This window comes from Variovorax robiniae, assembly GCF_037889955.1.
GTDB lineage: Bacteria > Pseudomonadota > Gammaproteobacteria > Burkholderiales > Burkholderiaceae_C > Variovorax > Variovorax robiniae.
Genome location: NZ_JBBKZS010000010.1, coordinates 154,720 through 173,698, shown reverse-complemented (window position 1 = coordinate 173,698; position 18,979 = coordinate 154,720). Strand labels below are relative to the sequence as shown.

The window sequence follows — 18,979 nt, the reverse complement described above, 5'->3', positions numbered from 1 at the left end:
ACATGGCTGGCCCGACCCCCGCCTTCTGGCAAGAGCGCTTCGACACCGCGACGACGCCATGGGACCGCGGCGCGCCCGGGCCGCAATTGGAACGCTGGATTGCCGAGGGCGTGATCGCGCCGGGCCAGCGAGTGCTGGTGCCAGGCTGCGGCAGTGGCTGGGACGTCGCGGCGCTGGCCGAGGCCGGGATGGCTGTCACGGGCATCGACTACGTGGAAGGCGCGGTCACGCGCACGCGCCATCGCCTCGCAGACCGCTCGCTGGAGGCAGAGGTGGTCCAGGCCGACGTGCTGGCCTGGAATCCGCCGCAGCCGGTCGATGCGGTCTATGAGCAGACCTGCCTCTGCGCGCTGCATCCGGACCATTGGACGGCCTATGCCGCGCAACTCGCAACCTGGGTGCGTCCGGGCGGCACGCTGTTCGCGCTGTTCATGCAGCGGCCCGATCCTTCGTCCGCCGATGGCGCGGTGACCGGGCCGCCGTATCACTGCGACATCCATGCGATGCGGGCGTTGTTTCCCTCGCCGCTGTGGCATTGGCCCAAGCCGCCGTATGAGCGCGTTGCGCATCCCAGCATGGCCTACGAACTGGCTGTTGTGCTGACGCGCGCCGCTGCATAGCCACGCGTCTGAATTCAGCGCGTGGACGCAAGCCCATCGGCCATCGCTTGCATAGGATCTTTCGATGGATTTCACCCATTCCCAGAAGTCGCTCGAACTGCAGCAACTCGTGGCCGAGTTCATGGACACGCATGTCTACCCGGTCGAGGACCGCTACCACGAGGAAGGTCGCGAGACCGGCCATCCGTACCGCACGCCCAAGGTACTTCAGGACCTGAAGGCGCTTGCGAAGTCGCAGGGGTTGTGGAACCTGTTTCTTTCCGGTGAGCACGGCAGCGGCCTCAGCAACCTGGAATACGCGCCGGTCAAGGAGATCATGGGCCGCGTGCTGTGGGCGCCCGAGATCTTCAATTGCTCCGCACCCGACACCGGCAACATGGAGGTGCTGGCCAACTACGGCACCGAGGCGCAGAAGGCGCAGTGGCTGGCGCCGCTGATGGACGGCACCATCCGCTCGGCCTTCTCGATGACGGAACCGGCCGTGGCTTCGAGCGACGCGACCAACATCCAGTGCGAGATCCGCCGCGACGGCGACGAGTACGTCATCAATGGCCGCAAGTGGTGGACCTCCGGCGCGCTGAACGAGGACTGCAAGCTGCTCATCGTGATGGGCAAGAGCGATCCGAACCACGCCGAACTGCATCGGCAGCAGTCCATGATCCTCGTGCCCAAGGACACGCCCGGCGTGCGCATCGTGCGCGACCTCACCACCTTCGGTTATGACGATGCGCCGGTCGGGCATCCGGAGATCGTGTACGACAACGTGCGCGTGCCGGCGTCGAACATGTTGCTGGGGGAAGGGCGGGGCTTCGAGATCGCACAGGGGCGGCTCGGGCCGGGGCGCATTCATCACTGCATGCGGCTCATCGGCTGTGCGCAGCGGGCGCTGGAGTTGATGTGCAAGCGGGCCAATTCGCGCGTCGCTTTTGGCAAGCGACTGTCGGAGCAGGGGTCGCTGCGCGAGGACGTGGCGCATTCGTTCTGCGAGATCGAGCAGGCACGGTTGCTGACGCTGCGCGCGGCCGACAAGATGGACCGCGAAGGCAACAAGGCCGCGCGCGACCTGATCGCCGCTGCCAAGATCGTGGTGCCGGCGATGGCGGCGCGCGTGATCGACCGGGCGATTCAGGTGCACGGCGGCGCGGGCGTGTCGCAGGACACCTTCCTGCCGCGGGCCTATGTCTATGCCCGGTTCATTCGCATCGGGGATGGGCCGGACCAGGTGCACTTGTCGGCAGTTGGAAAGCAACTGCTCAAGCGGTTCTCATCCTGAGGCCCGATGAATTTTCCGGCTGACGTGGTCGCCCGCCCGGTGGTCAGCGCGCCACCGCTCGACCTGGCGCGTCTCGGCGCCTGGCTGGAGGCGCATGCGGAAGGCTTTCGTGGACTGCGCGGAGCGAAGCGTTTCGTGGGCGGCAACTCCAACCCGATCTGGCGAGTCGAGGCCGACAGCGGGCGCTACATCCTGCGCACGCAACCGGCCGGAGAACTGCTCAAGTCCGCGCATGCGCTGGATCGCGAGGCACGGGTGCTCACGGCGCTGCACGGCAGCCCGGTGCCGGTGCCGCGCCTGCGCGTGCTGTGCAACGACCTCGACGTGGTCGGCGTGCAGTTCTACCTGATGGATTTCCTGGAGGGTGTCGTGCATCGCTCGGTCGGGCTGCCCGATGTGCCGCGTGACAAGCGCGGCGCCGTGTATGCGGCGGCCATCGACAGCCTCGTGGCGATCCATCGCACCGACCTCGACGCGCTCGGCCTGCGCGACTTCGGGCGGCCTGGCAACTATTTCGAGCGGCAATTGCATCGCTGGTCGCAGCAGTACCGAACGGCGATGCCCGAAGGCAGCAGCCCGATGGATGCGCTGACCGCCCGCCTGGAAGCCATGCTGCCGCACGGCGAGCATCCGGTGACGCTGTTGCATGGCGACTCGCGCATCGACAACCTCATGTTCGATGCGCACGGCGAGCGTGTGATCGCGGTGCTGGACTGGGAACTGTCGACGCTGGGCCATCCGTTGGCGGACCTGGGGCAGTTCTTGGCGGTACAAGAGTTGCCGGCGGACTACCTGCTGCCCGGACTGCGCGGAGTCGATCGCGTGGCCGAAGGTTTGCCGACCAAGTCACAGCTTGCGCGTCGTTACTTCGACGCGATGTGCATGGACCCGGCAACCGACCTGCGTTTCTTCATGGCCTTTGCGATGTTCCGCCAAGCGGCCATGTCGGCGGGCCTGCGGCGCCGAGCGGCACAAGGCACGGCGGTCGCGGAGAGTGCCCTGTACTTCGGCAACACCATGGATGTCTTCGCGCAAACCGGCCTCGACATCCTCGCATCGCCAGAACCACTCGCATGAACCCTCATCCCTTCAGTCTCGCCGGCAAGGTCGCGCTCGTCACGGGCTCCTCGCAGGGCATCGGCGCCGCCACGGCCCGCGTGCTGGCGCAGGCCGGCGCACATGTCATCGTCAGCAGCCGCAAGCTCGACGACTGCGAGCGCGTGGCCGAATCGCTGCGCAAAGAAGGCCTGTCCGCAGAGGCGCGCACCTGCCACATCGGCAAGCTGGACGACATCACTGCAATGGCCGAGTACCTGCAAGCGACGCACGGCGGGCTCGACATCCTCGTCAACAACGCGGTGCTGAGCCCGTGGCGGCGCATCGAGGACATCGACGCGGGGCTGTTCGCCAAGACGGTGGACGTCAACTTGCGCGGCTACTGGTTCCTCTCGGTCGAAGCGGTCAAGCTCATGAAGCCGCGTGGCGGCGGCAGCATCGTCAACATCTCGTCGCTGTCGGCCTGGCATCCGGAGAAGATGCTGGGTCTTTATGCGACGCTGAAGACCGCGCTGATCGGCATGAGCCGCGCCTTTGCGCTGGAGTATGGCGAGTTCGGCATTCGTGCCAACACCGTGCTGCCGGGCGTGATCGAGACCAAGCTGGCCGAGGCCTTCGATGCCGCCGCGACCGGGCGCATCCTCGACAAGACGCCGCTGCACCGCGTCGGCCAGCCCGAGGAGGTCGGCTATGCGGTGCTGTACCTGAGTTCGCCGGCCGGCGCTTTCGTGTCGGGCGCGAGCCTGGCCGTCGACGGCGGCATGTCCATTTCGATGATCTGAGGATTGAAACGCATGAAAGCCGCACGCATCCACCGCCACGGGCCGCCCGAGAGCCTGGTCTTCGAAGAGGTGCCTTCGCAGGTGCCGGGCAAGGGCGAGGTGCTGGTGTCGGTGCATGCCAGCGCCGTCAACTTCCCCGACACGCTGATCATCGAGAACAAGTACCAGTTCAAGCCCGAGTTGCCGTTCTCGCCGGGCGGCGAGGTCGCCGGCACGATCAAGGCGGTGGGCGAGGGCGTGACAGGCTTTGCGGCGGGCGATCGCGTGATCGCCGTGTGTGGCTGGGGCGGCTATGCGGAGGAGGTGTTGACCACGGTCGACAAGCTCGTGCGCCTGCCCGAGGGCATCGACATGGAAGCTGCCGCGGCGCTCGTCATCACCTACGGCACCTCGCACTACGCGCTGAAGGACCGCGCCGCCATCCAGCCCGGCGAGACGCTGCTGGTGCTGGGTGCGGCCGGCGGCACCGGCATCTCCGCGATCGAACTCGGCAAGCTCATGGGCGCACGCGTGATCGCCGCCGCCTCCACCGACGAGAAGCTCGCGCTGTGCCGTGCCAGCGGCGCCGACGAGACCATCAACTACGCGACGGAGGACCTGCGCGAGCGCGTCAAGGCGCTGACGGGCGGGCGCGGCGTGGACGTGGTGTATGACCCGGTCGGCGGGCACTATGCCGAGCCGGCGCTGCGCAGCATGGCCTGGCGCGGGCGCTACCTGGTCATCGGCTTCACCGCGGGCGAGATCCCGAAGCTGCCGCTCAACCTGGTGCTGCTCAAGGGTTGCAGCATCGTCGGCGTGTTCTATGGCGGCTTCTCGAAGGCCGAGCCGGCGCGCTATGACGCCTTCATGCAGGAGTTGGTCGGCTGGCTTGCGGACGGCAGCCTGCGCCCGACCATCACCGCGCGCTATCCGCTGGAGCGCGCGGCCGAGGCGCTGCGCGTGGTGGCCGACCGGCGCGCGACGGGCAAGATCATGTTGACCACGTCGCTCGGTCGGGGCGACTGATCAGGGATTTCCCGCCGCGCGCGCAGCGTCTCGGCGCAAGACGGCTGTCGCGTCCGCTCGCCACACTCCGATGCATCGCTGGCCGATCCCGGCCGGCAGCCGACCCAAGGAGTGAAGCAAGATGACGAAGAAGCATGCCACCAGCCCGTCGATGCGCTGGTGGATCGCCAGCGCATGCGCCGCGCTGCCCCTGCTGGCCCACGCGACGCAGGGCGTGACGAAGACCGAGGTGCTGGTCGGCACGATCCAGGACCTCTCCGGCCCGATCGCCAACTTCGGCAAGGAAACGCTCAACGGCATGAACATGCGCATCGAGGAGGCCAATGCCGCGGGCGGGGCCGGCGGGCGCAAGATCAAGCTGATCGTCGAGGACTCCAGTTACGACACCAAGAAGGCCGTGCTCGCCGCGCAGAAGCTGGTGCAGAACGACAAGATCTTCATCACCGTCGGGAACATCGGCACCTCGCTGGCGTTGACGACGATGCCGATCTTCACCAATGCCGGCGTGATCCATGCGTTCCCGCTGGCATCGGCACGCGGCCTGTACGACCCGCCGACGCCGCTGGCCTTCAGCTTCACTGTGCCCTACTACCAGCAGGGCAAGGTGATCGTGAAGGCGCTGACCCAGATGAAGGCCGACCGCAAGTGGTGCTCGCTGACGCAGGACGACGACCTGGGCTCGGAGCTGATGAAGGGCGTGGAGGCGCAGGCCGCGGAGATGAAGCTGAAGGTCATCGAGAAAACCAGCTACAAGCGCGGCGCGACCGACTTCTCCTCTCAGGTGGCGCGGCTCAAGAGCGCGGGTTGCGACACCGTCGTGCTGGGCACCACGCTGCGCGAGACCATCGGCACCATCAGCGAGGCGAAGAAGAGTGGCTTTGCGCCGGAGTTCATCGGCACCTCCGCCTCCTACTCGCACCTGGTGCCCAAACTGGGCGGCCCGACGATGGACGGCTTCCTGTCCTCCCACGCCAGCTCGCAGCCCTATGCCGACGATGCCTCCAAGGCCCTGCGCGACTGGTTCGCGGCCTACAAGACCAAGTACAACGAAGACCCGGGCCAGTACGCGGTGATGGGCTATGCCTCGATGGACTGGGTCATCAAGACGCTGGACAAGGTCGGCCCCGACCTGACCACCGATCGCTTCGTGCAGACGATGGAGACGTCGACCTTTCCACGTGACAAGCTGGGCTTCGACACGATGAGCTTCGCGAAGACCAAGCGGCTGGGCTCGGAGGCGGTGCGGATCTCGAAGATCGTGAATGGCAAGTGGGTGCCGGTGACCGACTACATGCAGCCGTGAGGGATGGAGATGCAGCGGCGGGCCGGCGCTCAGTGCGCCGGCTTGCCTTGCGCGCGGCCGCGTTCCGCGATCTCCCGACGCCTCGCCTCGATGTCGGCGCCGTGCAATTCGGCGGCCCATGCGCGCGAGCGTTCGCGCTCCAGCGCCAGTCCGTCGGCCAGCGTGCCGTCCAGGCCATCGTCGATCATCCGCTTGTACGCGACCAGCATCTCCGGCAGCACCGACAGCATGTCGCTCGCCAGCTTCAGCGCCGCGGGCAGCAGGTCTTCGGGTTCGACGACGCGGTTGACCAGCCCCCATGTCGCGGCTTGATGCGCGTCGAGGAAGTTGCCGGTCAGCGACAACTCCTTCGCGCGGCCTGGGCCGATCAGGCGCGACAAGCGTTGCGACAGTCCCCAGCCCGGCATCACGCCCACCCGAGCATGCGTGTCGGCGAAGCTGGCGCGTGTCGAGGCGATCATCAGGTCGCAGGCGAGCGCAAGTTCAAAGCCACCGGTGATGGCCGGGCCGTTGATCGCGCCGATCACCGGAGCTTGCAGGCGCAGCATGGCCTGCATGGGGTCTTCGTCGGCGGTGGGCGCCACGGCCGCACCGGGCTGCGCGGCGGCGCCGAGTTCCTTGAGGTCGAGCCCCGCGCAGAACGCGTTGCCGGCGCCGGTCAGCACGATGACTCTTGCGTCGCCGTCGGAGCGCAGGGCTTCGAAGGTCGATGTCAGTTCGCGGCGCAGTTCGCGCGACAGGGCGTTCATCGCGCGCGGACGATTGAGCGTGACCACGGCGCAGCCAGCCATGGGCCGGTCGACCGTGACGAGTGCGGGCGTGTCGTTCGTCATGGGGTTTGGTACCTCGGTGCGCGCTTTTCCAGGAAGGCGGCAACGCCTTCGCCGAAGTCCTCGCCTTGTGTGCAGAGCACCTGGTTGCGGTCTTCCAGCGCGATGACCGCTTCGAGCGAGTTGGCATCGATCGCGATGCCGAGTGCGTCCTTGGTCAGTTGCAGGCCCAGCGGCGTGGCGCGCAGCATCTCGCCGGCGAGCGCGGCGGCTTCGGCCTCCAGTTCCTCGGGTGTCCCGATGCGGCTGAGCAATCCCAGTGCCAGCGCGCGTTGCGCATCGAGGAAGCGCCCGGTCAGCATCAACTCCGCCGCCACCGATGCACCGACCATGCGGGGCAGGAAGTAGCTCACGCCGACGTCGCAACCGCTGAGCCCAAGCCGGATGAACGATGCGTTCATGCGCGCGTCGGCGGTGGCCAGGCGGATGTCGGAGGCCAGTGCCAGCGCAAAGCCGCCACCACTGGCCGAACCGTTGACGATGCTGATCACCGGCTGCGGGCAACGGCGCATCGCGATCATGATGTCGCGCACCTTGCGCTGGAACTCCAGCATCTCGCCCACGCTTTTCTTGCTCGCGCCTTCGGACTGGAATTCCTTGAGGTCGAGCCCGGCGCAGAAGGCTCGGCCCGCGCCGCGCAGGATCACCACGCGCACCGGCGAACTTGCCCGGAGCCCACCGAAGAAAGCGCCAAGCTCGGCAATCATCCGCGGGTTGAGCGCGTTGAGCCTCTCAGGCCGGTTCAGCGTGACCCACGCGATCGCGCCATCGGCATTGACTTCGAGGTGTTCGTATTGCATTCCTGGTCAGGCCTCACATTTGCGGGATGAGTTACGTCATGCGCATGGTGGCATGCAAGCGGCATGCAGGGATCGTCGAATCAGACGAATCCCGCGGTCCTTCGACGCCGTGATTCAATGCGGGTCCCTCCAAACCGAACAGGAGCGATGCATGGATGCGAAAAGGAAGCGTGTGTTGGTCATCGGCCTGGAACCCAGCCTGGTCAATTTCACCGCAATGCCGGACATGAATGCCGACAAGGTGCGCACCGGGCTGGCCGCCGACCAGGCCACGCTGAACGGCCTCGGCTACGACGCCCACCTGTGCCTCACGGACCTGGGCGAGACGGCGGGGCAGGTGGTGACCGATGCGCTGTCGGGCGAGCCCTTCGACTGCGTCGTGATCGGCGCGGGGGTGCGCACGCTGCCGGTGCACTTCCTTCTGTTCGAGCGGCTGGTCAACATCGTGCATGCGCATGCGCCCGCGGCGAAGATCTGCTTCAACACCAAGCCGAGCGATACGGCGGAGGCGGTGCGGCGCTGGGTGTAGGGCGTGGCGGAGAATCGAGGATCGCGTTGGCGAATGCCGGCGTTCCTCATTTCTCCCCGATTTGCCACGATGCCTGACACCCCTGATCTCGCCCGCCTGCGTGCCCTTCCCAAGGCCGAGGTCCATGCCCATCTCGAAGGCTGCTTCGAACCCGCCGTGCTCGAAGCCTGGGCCGCGCAGGCCGGTGTCGCGATGCCGCGTCCGGTCGAGCGCCTGTTCCAGTTCGAAGGCCTCGCCGACTTCCTGCATTTCCTCGACTGGGCCTGCGGCCTGGCTTCCACGCGCGACCGGCTGGCCGAACTGAGCTATGGCTATGCGAAGCGCCTGGCCGACAACGGCGCCGGCTATGCGGACGTGATCTTCAACCCGACGCACTGGAAGGCCTGGCACGGCCGACTGCCCGCGATGCTCGATGCGATGGATGCCGGCTTCGCAGCGGCGGAGCAGGATGGACTGCCGCCGGTGGGCCTGTGCGTGAGCCTGCTGCGCACGCAGACGGCGGATGAGGCGACGGAACTGGCCGATGCGCTGATCGCACTGAGGCATCCGCGCGTGGTGGCGTTGTCCATCGACGGCAACGAGGCGGCAGCCGGCCGCACCGGGCCGCGCTTTGCCGATGCCTTCCGCCGTGCGGGCGCAGCGGGACTGCGGCGCACCGTGCATGCCGGCGAATCGAGCGGCCCCGAAGGCGTTCGCGATGCCATCGAATTGCTCGGCGCGGATCGCATCGACCATGGCGTGCGCGCCATCGACGACCCGGCGCTGGTGGAACTGCTGGCCGAGCGGCGCATTCCGCTGGGCGTGTGCCCGACTTCGAACCTCGTGCTCGGCGTGTATCCGTCGATCGAGGCACATCCGGTGGATCGGTTGCGGCGGGCCGGTGTCGTGGTATCGCTCAACACGGACGATCCGGTGCTGCTCGGCGCGAGCCTGGTGGGGGAGTACGCGTTGTGCGGCGAGACCTTCGGTTGGTCGGAGGATGTGCTGCGCGATCTGGCGCGCGATTCGATCGCGGCGAGCTTTGCGAATGCGGATGTGAAAGCGCGCTTGCTGGCGGACCTGGCGCGCTGGTAGCGGTTCCTGTGCGGCGCGGGCCTTGCCATCAAGGGCGATACGTTCGCTCACGTCCAACCCCTCGCGCTGCTTCGATCAAGCCTGCGCGTGCAATCGCCGCATGCCCCGAATCCATCGCTCCCGGTCCATCGCCTTGCGCTCGATCTGCGCCTGCAGGAAGCCATGCGTGAGGATCAGGAAGCGCTCCTCCGCCAACGCCTGAACCACGATGCCGGCCACCGCATCGGCGTCGATCGCGCCTTGTGACATCAGCGCACGGCGCGTCTCGCTCTCGGCTTGCAGTAGCGGCGTGTCGACCGCGCCGGGGCAGAGACAGCTCACGCGGATGCCTCGGTCGCCGTATGTGATCGACAGCCATTCGGCGAAGGCCACCGCCGCATGCTTGCTGACCGCATAGGGCGCGTCGAACTGCGACAGCAGGCCGGCGGCCGACGCGGTCTGCAGCAGGTAGCCGCCGCCACGCGCCAGCATGCGCGGCAACAGGGCACGGGCGGCGTGGACGTGGGCCATGAGGTTGATGTCGAGCACATGTCGCCAGTCGGCGTCGGGCAACTCGGGGCCGCCGGGGATGGTGGTGCCGGCATTGCTGCAGAAGAGGTCGATCGGGCCGTGCGCGGCTTCGACTTCATCGACCAGTGCGGTGATCGCCGCCTCGCTCGACACGTCGACCATGGCGGCGACCGCGATGCTCGCGCCTTCACTACGAAGTCGGTTCACGAACTCGCGAGCCCGCGCGCCATCCCGGTCCGCCACAACCACGGTCCTGGCCCCTTCCGCGACGAAGCGCCGCGCCATCGCAGCGCCGATGCCGCTCGCGCCGCCGGTGATGACGACGACCTTGTCCTGCAGGTTCATGCCATCGATCGTAGGGCGGCGGTGCGGCCCGATCTTGCGCGCACTGGCTGATTGCACGTGACCGCAACGCAGCGCCTGCACGCAAGCCAGCCAAGGCCCGCGCCTCTAGCCTTGCGAGCCATGAAGGCTGCTGTTTTCCGCGGCGTCGACCGCTTGCTGTCGATCGAGGACATCCCCCTGCCGCAGGCCGGCGAAGGCGAGCTGGTGCTGCGCGTGTTCTGCTGCGGCGTCTGCGGCTCCGACCTGCATTCCACGCACCCTGGCCTGTTCACCGTCAAGGCGGGTACCGTGCTCGGCCACGAGTTCTCCGGCGAGATCGTCGAAAGCGGCGCCAGTGGCTGGAAGGTGGGCCAGCGCGTGACCGCCTTGCCCAACAACGCCTGCAGCACCTGCACGTCAGAGGGCCACAAGGAATGCAAGGAGGGCCTGGGCATGATCTGCCCGAACAACCGCCTGACCGGGTTCAGCCCGAACCGGCCCGGCGCGCTCGCCGAATACGTCAAGGTGCCCGCCGGCCAGGCGCTGCACCTGCCCGATGCGGTGGGCGAGCGCGAGGGCGCGATGATCGAGCCGCTGGCCGTGGGGCTGCATGCGGTGGAGGCGGGCAGGGTCGGCCTCGGCGATCGTGTGCTGGTGATCGGCGCCGGGCCGATCGGGCTCGCCGTCACGGCGTTCTCGCGCCAGGCCGGCGCCACGCACGTCGTGGTGAGCGAATACGCCCAGGGCCGGCGCGAGACGGCGGCACGCTTCGGTGCCACCGCGGCCATCGATCCTCGCTCGGAACCGATCGCCGAAGCCTTCTTCCGCAGCACCGGCACCCCGCCCGACGTGATCTTCGAATGCGTCGGCGCGCCGGGCCTGATCCAGCAGTGCGTCGACCTGTCCAAGCCGCGCGGCCGTGTCGTCGTGGTGGGCGTCTGCCCGACCGAGGACCGCGTGCTCCCGCAGCGCGCGATGGCCAAGGAACTGAGCCTGCAGTTCGTGATGGGCTACGGCAAGCCCGACTGGCGGCGCGTGCTGGACCTGCTCGATGCGGGCCGGGTCGATCCGGCGCCGATGGTCACCGACACCGTTACTTTGGACGAGTTGCCTGCCGCCTTCGAGGCGCTGCGCAAGCCCACCACGCAGATCAAGCTGCTGGTCCTGCCGGCGGGTCGGGTCTGACCCCAACGTGGACAGCGTGTGGACGCAAGAGACATGAACCCCCCTTTGCTAGCCTGCCTCAATGACTGATCCCGTGAATCTGGAGCGCCATGGCGACATCGCCGTCCTGCGCATCGCCAACCCGCCCGTCAACGCGATCTCGCCCGGCGTGGTGGCCGGCATGGTCGCGGCGCTCGATGCCTTCGAGGCCGACCGCAGCTACGCGGCCCTGCTGGTCCATTGCGAGGGCCGCACATTTGTCGCGGGTGGCGACATCTCCTCCTTCGACGCGGCCGACTTCACAGCCACCGTCTACAACGGCACCTTGATGCGGCTGGAGTCGCAAGACCGGCCGGTGGTCGCTGCCCTGCACGGCACGGTGCTTGGCGGCGGCCTGGAATTGGCCCTGGCCTGCCATTACCGCGTGGCCCTGCCAAGTACGCAGGTGGGCCTGCCGGAGGTCAAGCTCGGTCTGCTGCCCGGCTCGCTCGGCACACAACGCCTGCCTCGCGTGGCGGGCATCGAGCTCGCGCTGGACATGATCTCCACCGGCCGCAGCATCAAGGCGGCGGCCGCGCAGAGGGCCGGCATCGTCGACGAGGTGAAGGAGGGCGCGCCGCTCGATATCGGCTTGGCCTTTGCGCAGGCGCTGGTCGCACGCGGCGCCGGCGCCCGCCGCATCAGCGAGATCAAGGTGTCGCAGGTCGGCCTGCCAGCCGATTACTTCGAGCGCGCCCTCGACGAGGCGAAGCGCAAGAAGGCGTTCTACCCCTCCGCCCGCAACATCGTGCTGGCGGTGCAGGCGTCGACGCTGCCCTTCGTCGAGGGCGAGGCGGTGGAGGCGCGCCTGTTCGAGGAACTGCGCACCTCGCCAGAATCGAAGGCGCAGCGCCACCTGTTCTTCGCCGAGCGCCAGGCCGGCAAGATCCCCGGCCTGCCGAAGGACGTGCAACTGCGCTCGGTCGCATCGGTCGGCATCGTCGGCGCAGGCACGATGGGCGGCGGCATCGCGATGAACTTCGCCAATGCCGGCATTCCCACGGTGCTGGTCGAGACCACGCAGGCCGCGCTGGACCGGGGCCTGGGCATCGTGCGCGCCAACTACGAGGCCAGCGCGGCCAAGGGCCGCCTCACCAGCGAACAGGTCGCGCAGCGCATGGCCCTGCTGCGCGGCACGCTTGACTACGAAGCGTTGACAAGCTGCGACCTCGTCATCGAAGCCGTGTTCGAGAACATGGACCTGAAGAAGCAGGTCTGCGCCAGGCTCGGCGCCGTCTGCAAGCCCGGCGCCATCATCGCCACCAACACCTCCACGCTCGATGTCGACGTGCTCGCCGACGCCACCGGCCGCCCGGCCGACGTGGTCGGCATGCACTTCTTCAGCCCGGCCAACGTGATGCGCCTGCTGGAAGTGGTGCGCGGCGCAAAGACCGCGCCCGAGGTGCTGGCCACCGTCATGCAACTCGCCCGCAAGATCGGCAAGGTCGCGGTGGTGTCAGGCGTCTGCTATGGCTTCATCGGCAACCGCATGGCCGAGGTCTACATGCGCGAGGCCGAGTTCCTCATGATGGAAGGTGCGACGCCGGCCGAGATCGACGGCGCCGTCGAGGCGCTCGGCATGGCGATGGGCCCGTGCCGCATGCTCGACATGGCCGGCATCGACGTGGGCGCCAAGACGGTCATCGAATACGGCAAGGCGGGCGGCCTGCCGCCTGACGACAGCTACCGTGCGATGGTGCGTACGATGTTCGAGCTGGGCCGCTTCGGCCAGAAGACCGGCGCAGGCTACTACCGCTATGACGGCCGCAAGCCGCTCGGCGACCTCGAGACTGCGCGCCTCGCGAAGGAACTGGCCATCGCGCACGGCATCGCGCAGCGCATTGACATCAGCCAGCAGGAGATCGTCGAGCGCCTGCTGTACCCGCTCATCAACGAGGGGGCGAAGATCCTCGAGGAGGGCATTGCCTACCGACCCAGCGACATCGACATCGTGTGGACCGCTGGCTATGGCTTCCCCGACCACAAGGGCGGCCCGATGTTCATGGCCGACGCCATCGGGCTGCCCGTGATTGCCGAGCGGCTGAAGCACTACGGCCAGGTGCGCGGCAACGCGTTCGGCTACTGGACAGTCTCGCCACTGCTCGCCGACCTGGCGAAGCGCGGCGAGCGCATCTCCGACTGGCATCCCGCGTGATCCCTCTTCAAGAAACCGACATGCAAGACCTCACCCTCGTCCAGAGCCTGCAACGCCAGGCCGCGATCCGCCCCGACGCGCCGGCGTATCGCAACGGCGATCGCTGGCTCAGCTTCCGCGACGTCGACATCCACACCAACCGCATCGCCAATGCACTCGCCGCGATGGGCGTGGGTCGCGGTTCGCGCGTGGCCGTGCTGACCAAGCTGCACATCGAATGCATCCTCCTCACGCTGGCCGCGTGCAAGCTCGGCGCCGTGTGCATGCCGGTGAACTGGCGCCTCGCGCCGCACGAAGTCGAATACATCGTCAACAACGGCGAGGCGCCGTTCCTCATGGCCGATGCGGCCTTCATGCCGACGGTGCAGCAGGCCGCCAGGTTGCCGCTGGTGAGGCAGCTTGTTTGCACCGAAGTGCCGCACGGCGATGTTCCCTCGTTCGCGCAGTGGTACGCCGACGCCAGCCCCAACCTGACGCCCGTAGCGCTGGACACGCACGATGCCGCCTTGCAGCTCTATTCCTCCGGCACCACCGGCCTGCCCAAGGGCATCGTGCTCTCGCATGCCGGCCTGCTGTCGACCAGCCGCGTGGTCGAGCGCGAATGGAAGTTCGAGCAGTCGAGCATCCTCGGCAATCCGCTGCCGGTGTTCCACGTCGCGGGCATGACGATGCTGCTGATGCCGTTGCAGAACGGCGGCCTGACGACCGTGTTCGCGGACTTCGATCCGGAGCAGTACCTCAAGGCCTTCTCCGCGCACGGCATCACGCATTCCTTCGTCGTGCCGGCCATGCTGCTGTTCATGCTGCAAGTGCCGGGTGCCAAGGCCAACGACTATTCGGGCGTCAAGCTCATAGCCTACGGCGGCTCGCCGATCAGCGAGACCACGCTGAAGCAGGCCGTCGACCTGTTCGGCTGCGACTTCCTTCAGGTCTACGGGCTCACCGAGGTGTCGGGCCCCGCGACCTTTCTGCTCCCGGAAGACCATCGCTCCGGCGATGCGGAATTGCTGCGCTCGGCCGGTCGCCCCATCGGCGGCGGCAAGCTGCGCATCGTCGACCCGATCACGATGCAGGACCTGCCGGACGGCGAGGTCGGTGAGATCTGGATCGAGTCGGATCGCAACCTCAAGGAATACTGGCGCAACCCCGAAGCGACCGCGCAGGCTTACCCCGAGGGCCGCAATGGCAACGGTGGCTGGCTGCGCTCGGGCGACGGCGGCTACGTGAGGAACGGGTATCTCTACATCAACGACCGCATCAAGGACATGATCGTCTCGGGCGGCGAGAACATCTATCCGGCCGAGGTTGAGAACGTGCTGATGCGCCACCCGGCCGTGGCCGACGGGGCCGTCATTGGCGTGCCCGACGACACCTGGGGCGAGGCAGTCAAGGCCTGCGTGGTGCTGCGCCCCGGCGTCGAGGTCGAGCCGCGCGACATCATCGACTTCATGCGCGCCAACCTCGCGCACTACAAGTGCCCGAAGAGCGTCGACGTCGTCGACGAACTGCCGCGCAACCCGAGCGGAAAGATCCTGAAGCGCATCCTGCGCGCGCCCTATTGGCAAGGCCGGCAGCGGGCAGTCGCTTGATACACCCCAATCCCAAGGAGACAACCCAATGATGCTGACGAAGAGACTGATGGCGAGCGCCGCGATGGCACTCGCCGCATACCTGGCACTGCCCGCCGTTGCGCAGGACAACAAGCCGATCAAGATCGCGCTGATCGCGAGCAAGACCGGCCCGTCGGAGGCCTACGCGCGCGACACCGAGCGCGGCTTCCGCCTGGGCATGGAATACCTCACCGGCGGCACCATGACGTTGATCGGCCGCAAGGTCGACATCGTGGTCAAGGATGACCAGATGAAGCCGGAGCTGTCGAAGGCCATGCTGACAGAGGCGCTGTCAGACGACAAGGCCGACATCGCCATCGGCACCTCCTGGTCGGGTGGCGCACTGGCCATGGCACCGGTGGCGGAGGAGTACGGCAAGCTGCTGATGATCGAGCCGGCCATTGCCGATTCACTGACCGGCTCCGCCTGGAACAAGAACCTGTTCCGCGCCAGCCGCAACTCCTTCCAGGACGCACTGGCCAGCGCGGCCAGCCTGAAGGACGGCGACAACATCGCCTTCCTCGCGCCCGACTACGTCTACGGCCGCGATGGCGTGAAAGCCTTCAAGGAAGCGCTCGCACTGACCAAGAGCAAGGCCAAGGTCGTGCAGGAGGAATTCATCCCGCTTGCCACCACCGACTTCACCGCGCCCATGCAACGCATCTTCGACGGCATGAAGAACGTCACCGGCAAGAAGTACCTGGTCGTGATCTGGGGCGCGCCGAACCCGATCCGCAAGATCTCCGAGCTGAACCCGGGCCGCTACGGCATCGAGTTTCTCTCCATCGGCGGCGCCAACCTCGAGAACACCAAGCCGTGGAAGGGCCTGGACGTCACCGGCGGCACCTTCTACTACTACGGCTTCCCGAAGAACGCGATGAACGACTGGCTCGTGGCCGAGCACCAGAAGCGCTACAACATGCCGCCCGACCTGTTCACCGCCGGCGGCTTCGTCACCGCCGCGGCGATCGTGGCCGGCGTGAAGAAGGCCAACTCGGTCGCCACGCCCAAGCTCATCGCCGCGATGGAAGGCATGGAGTTCGACACGCCCAAGGGCAAGATGACCTTCCGCAAGGAAGACCACCAGGCTATGCAGTCGCAGTACCAGTTCAAGATGAAGAAGAACCCCGCGAGCGAATGGGATCTGCTGGAACTGGTGCGAGAGATTCCGGCGTCGGAGATGCCGGTGCCTGTGACGGTCAAGCAGTGAAGCGATGAGCGCAGCGCCGGGCCGCCCCAAGCAAGCTCGCGCCCCCTCGGGGGGCAGCGAGGACACGACAGAGCCGAGCGTGGGGGCCACATGACCGATGCGCTGTCGAGCACCGGCCTGGGCATCCGCTTCGGCGGCCACGCGGCCGTCGATGGCGTGACGGCCGCGTTCGGCGCGGGCACGCTCACCGCCATCGTCGGCCCCAACGGCGCGGGCAAGACGACTTACTTCAACCTGCTCTCCGGCCAGCTGCGCGCGAGTGCCGGTGCGGTGCACTTGAAGGGCGAGGACATCACGCGCCTGAGCGCCGCTCAGCGCACCAGCCGCGGCATCGGCCGCGCCTTCCAGCTCACCAACCTGTTCCCGCGCCTGACCGTCGCCGAGAACGTGCGCCTGGCCGTGCAGAGCCGCCACAGCGCCGGCTTCAACATGCTCGCGATGTGGCGGGGCCGGCGCGACCTGATCGAGCAGGCCGAGCATTATTTGCAAGAGGTCGGCCTCGCGCACCGCCGCGCCGACGTGTCCTCCAAGCTGCCACATGGCGACAAGCGCAAGCTGGAGGTCGCGATCCTCATGGCGCTGGAGCCGGAGATCCTGATGTTCGACGAGCCGACCGCCGGCATGAGCGTCGACGAGGTGCCGGTGATCCTTGAACTCATCCGCAAGCTCAAGGCGCGCGGCGACAAGACCATCCTGCTGGTGGAGCACAAGATGGACGTGATCCATTCGCTGGCCGACCGCATCGTGGTGCTGCACAACGGCCGCCTGGTGGCCGACGGAATGCCAGCCGAGGTGATGGCGTCGGCCATTGTGCAGGAGGCGTATCTCGGCGTGAAGCGGCCGGCCCCGAAGCGCGCGGAGGCCGCACATGCCTGAGGCACCAGACAACAACGCGCCGCTGCTCACGCTGCAAGGCGTGCACACGCACATCGGCGAGTACCACATCCTGCAAGGCGTCGACCTCGTCGTGCCACGCGCCGGGCTCACCGTGCTGCTGGGCCGCAATGGCGCCGGCAAGAGCACCACGCTGCGCACGATCATGGGTCTTTGGCATGCGAGCGCCGGCGCACTGCGCTTCGACGGGCACGACATCACGAAGGAACAGACGCCCGACATCTCGCGCCGCGGCATCGCCTTCGTGCCGGAAGACATGGGCATCTTCTCGGGCCTGACGGTGCAGGAGAACTTGCGCCTCGCGGCCATCGGTGGGCGCTTCGACGACAAGCGGCTGGACTGGATCTTCGGCCTGTTCCCCGCGCTCAAGCGCTTCTGGCTGCGGCCGGGCGGCACGCTCTCGGGCGGGCAGAAGCAGATGGTCGCGATTGCGCGGGCCATCATCGAGCCGCGCAAGCTGCTGCTCATCGACGAGCCGACCAAGGGGCTCGCGCCCGCCATCGTCGACAACCTGTCGCAGGCCTTCCTCGAACTGAAGGCGCACGACACCACGATCCTGCTGGTCGAGCAGAACTTTCATTTCGTGCGCGCGCTCGGCGACCACGTGGCCGTGATGGACGACGGGCGCATCGTGCATGCGGGCAGCATGCAGGCGCTGTCGAATGACGAGGCGATGCAGGCGCGCCTGCTGGGCCTGCATGCCGGCGCGGTTCACTGAGGAACGACATGGCCGCTACAGAAACCATCCCCGTGAACGCCGTATTGCCCGACCCCGCGCCCACCGAGCCCGCCATGCTCGAAGCCCTGCCGGGCCGCAAGCGCGACCTGGTGCCGGGTATCCTCATCCTCGCTTTCATCGCGCTCGCACTGCCGGTGGTCGGCAGCGTGCCGACCTGGATCACGCTCACCATCGCCGCGCTCGCGATGGGCATGATGCTGTTCATCATGGCCAGCGGGCTCACGCTGGTGTTCGGCCTGATGGACGTGATGAACCTCGGCCATGCCGCCTTCGTCGCGGTCGGCGCCTACACCGCGACGCTGATGGTCGCGCCGCTCAAGGGCCTGCTGGAATCGAACCAGGTGGCGGCGAGCCTCATCGCCATCGTCGCGATCATCGCAGTCGCGATGGCGGTCACGGCCGCGCTCGGCTGGGTCTACGAGCGGCTCTTCGTCAAGCCGGTGTATGGCGACCACCTGAAGCAGATCCTCATCACCATCGGCGCGATGATCATCATCGAGCAACTGGTGCTGGTGCTGTTCGGCGCCAACCAGATGCTGCTGCCGCTGCCGGAGACGGTGCGTGGTTCCTTCGTGGTCGGCGACGTGGCCATCGAGCGCTACCGGCTGGTGGCCGTCGCGATCGGGCTGGTGGTCTACATCGGGCTCACCTTGCTGCTGAACCGCACGCGCGTCGGCTTGCTGATCCGCGCCGGCGTGGAGAACCGCTCGATGGTCGAGGCACTGGGCTATCGCGTGCGCGGCATCTTCGTCGCGGTGTTCGTCGGCGGCTCCGCGTTGGCGGGATTGGGCGGCGTGATGTGGGGCTTCTACCGCGAGCAGTTCACCGTGGCCATCGGCGCCGAGGTGCTGGTGCAGATGCTCATCATCGTGATCATCGGCGGCCTCGGCTCGGTGACCGGCTGCTTCGCCGGCGGGATGCTGATCGCGCTGAGCACCAACTACGTGAGCTTCGTGCTGCCGGACCTGGCGCTGGTGTCGAACATCCTGGTGATGATGGCGGTGCTGCTGTGGCGGCCCCAGGGCCTGTACCCCGTGAACAAGCACTGACGCGGAGCACGCC

The 18,979-nt window shown here is 67.4% G+C and carries 18 protein-coding genes; 15 read left to right on the top strand and 3 right to left on the bottom strand.

The window, feature by feature from the left end:
* The first annotated feature begins 2 nt into the window (after positions 1-2).
* From WKW79_RS22660 to WKW79_RS22635, 6 genes are all read left to right on the top strand, one after another.
* Entirely contained in the window at positions 3-620 is a 618-nt protein-coding gene (locus WKW79_RS22660; RefSeq protein ID WP_340337459.1) for a methyltransferase domain-containing protein, read from the top strand.
* 64 nt (positions 621-684) lie between these two features.
* On the top strand, positions 685-1,893 hold the full coding sequence (locus WKW79_RS22655; protein ID WP_340337458.1) for an acyl-CoA dehydrogenase family protein: 1,209 nt from the start codon (positions 685-687) through the stop codon (positions 1,891-1,893).
* A 6-nt stretch (positions 1,894-1,899) separates the two neighbouring features.
* Positions 1,900-2,970 (top strand): phosphotransferase family protein, encoded by a 1,071-nt coding sequence (locus tag WKW79_RS22650; RefSeq protein ID WP_340337457.1) that lies wholly within the window; start codon positions 1,900-1,902, stop codon positions 2,968-2,970.
* A complete protein-coding gene (locus WKW79_RS22645) occupies positions 2,967-3,731 on the top strand; it encodes a glucose 1-dehydrogenase (RefSeq protein ID WP_340337456.1) in 765 nt (254 codons plus the stop codon). Before WKW79_RS22650 ends, WKW79_RS22645 begins: the two co-directional genes overlap by 4 nt.
* A 12-nt stretch (positions 3,732-3,743) precedes the next feature.
* A complete protein-coding gene (locus WKW79_RS22640; RefSeq protein ID WP_340337455.1) occupies positions 3,744-4,736 on the top strand; it encodes an NADPH:quinone oxidoreductase family protein in 993 nt (330 codons plus the stop codon).
* 121 nt (positions 4,737-4,857) lie between these two features.
* On the top strand, positions 4,858-6,039 hold the full coding sequence (locus WKW79_RS22635; protein WP_340337454.1) for an ABC transporter substrate-binding protein: 1,182 nt from the start codon (positions 4,858-4,860) through the stop codon (positions 6,037-6,039).
* Between the two features lie 29 nt (positions 6,040-6,068).
* Here WKW79_RS22635 and WKW79_RS22630 read toward each other — a convergent pair whose 3' ends face one another.
* Positions 6,069-6,872 (bottom strand): enoyl-CoA hydratase, encoded by an 804-nt coding sequence (locus tag WKW79_RS22630; RefSeq protein ID WP_340337453.1) that lies wholly within the window; start codon positions 6,870-6,872, stop codon positions 6,069-6,071.
* Entirely contained in the window at positions 6,869-7,669 is an 801-nt protein-coding gene (locus tag WKW79_RS22625; protein ID WP_340337452.1) for an enoyl-CoA hydratase/isomerase family protein, read from the bottom strand. The genes WKW79_RS22630 and WKW79_RS22625 overlap by 4 nt, the downstream gene beginning before the upstream one ends.
* Before the next feature lie 151 nt (positions 7,670-7,820).
* Between WKW79_RS22625 and WKW79_RS22620 the strand changes: the two genes are divergently transcribed.
* Positions 7,821-8,198 (top strand): hypothetical protein, encoded by a 378-nt coding sequence (locus tag WKW79_RS22620; RefSeq protein ID WP_340337451.1) that lies wholly within the window; start codon positions 7,821-7,823, stop codon positions 8,196-8,198.
* Between the two features lie 69 nt (positions 8,199-8,267).
* Positions 8,268-9,272, top strand: a complete 1,005-nt coding sequence (gene add, locus WKW79_RS22615; protein WP_340337450.1) for an adenosine deaminase — start codon at positions 8,268-8,270, stop codon at positions 9,270-9,272.
* 75 nt (positions 9,273-9,347) lie between these two features.
* Here add and WKW79_RS22610 read toward each other — a convergent pair whose 3' ends face one another.
* Positions 9,348-10,127, bottom strand: a complete 780-nt coding sequence (locus WKW79_RS22610) for an SDR family NAD(P)-dependent oxidoreductase (protein WP_340337449.1) — start codon at positions 10,125-10,127, stop codon at positions 9,348-9,350.
* Positions 10,128-10,247: 120 nt separating this feature from the next.
* Between WKW79_RS22610 and WKW79_RS22605 the strand changes: the two genes are divergently transcribed.
* The 7 genes from WKW79_RS22605 (at position 10,248) to WKW79_RS22575 (ending at position 18,966) form a co-directional block, all read left to right on the top strand.
* Positions 10,248-11,291: a zinc-binding dehydrogenase gene (locus WKW79_RS22605; protein ID WP_340337448.1), complete on the top strand. Its 1,044-nt coding sequence runs from the start codon at positions 10,248-10,250 to the stop codon at positions 11,289-11,291.
* A 61-nt stretch (positions 11,292-11,352) separates the two neighbouring features.
* A complete protein-coding gene (locus WKW79_RS22600) occupies positions 11,353-13,464 on the top strand; it encodes a 3-hydroxyacyl-CoA dehydrogenase NAD-binding domain-containing protein (protein WP_340337447.1) in 2,112 nt (703 codons plus the stop codon).
* 20 nt (positions 13,465-13,484) lie between these two features.
* Positions 13,485-15,053, top strand: a complete 1,569-nt coding sequence (locus WKW79_RS22595; RefSeq protein ID WP_340337446.1) for a long-chain-fatty-acid--CoA ligase — start codon at positions 13,485-13,487, stop codon at positions 15,051-15,053.
* Positions 15,054-15,084: 31 nt separating this feature from the next.
* Positions 15,085-16,284, top strand: a complete 1,200-nt coding sequence (locus WKW79_RS22590; RefSeq protein WP_340337445.1) for a substrate-binding domain-containing protein — start codon at positions 15,085-15,087, stop codon at positions 16,282-16,284.
* A gap of 90 nt (positions 16,285-16,374) precedes the next feature.
* Positions 16,375-17,160: an ABC transporter ATP-binding protein gene (locus WKW79_RS22585; RefSeq protein WP_340337444.1), complete on the top strand. Its 786-nt coding sequence runs from the start codon at positions 16,375-16,377 to the stop codon at positions 17,158-17,160.
* Positions 17,153-17,896, top strand: coding sequence for an ABC transporter ATP-binding protein (locus tag WKW79_RS22580; RefSeq protein ID WP_340337443.1), 744 nt, complete (start codon positions 17,153-17,155; stop codon positions 17,894-17,896). The genes WKW79_RS22585 and WKW79_RS22580 overlap by 8 nt, the downstream gene beginning before the upstream one ends.
* 8 nt (positions 17,897-17,904) lie before the next feature.
* Positions 17,905-18,966 (top strand): branched-chain amino acid ABC transporter permease, encoded by a 1,062-nt coding sequence (locus WKW79_RS22575; RefSeq protein WP_340337442.1) that lies wholly within the window; start codon positions 17,905-17,907, stop codon positions 18,964-18,966.
* Positions 18,967-18,979 lie beyond the last annotated feature (13 nt).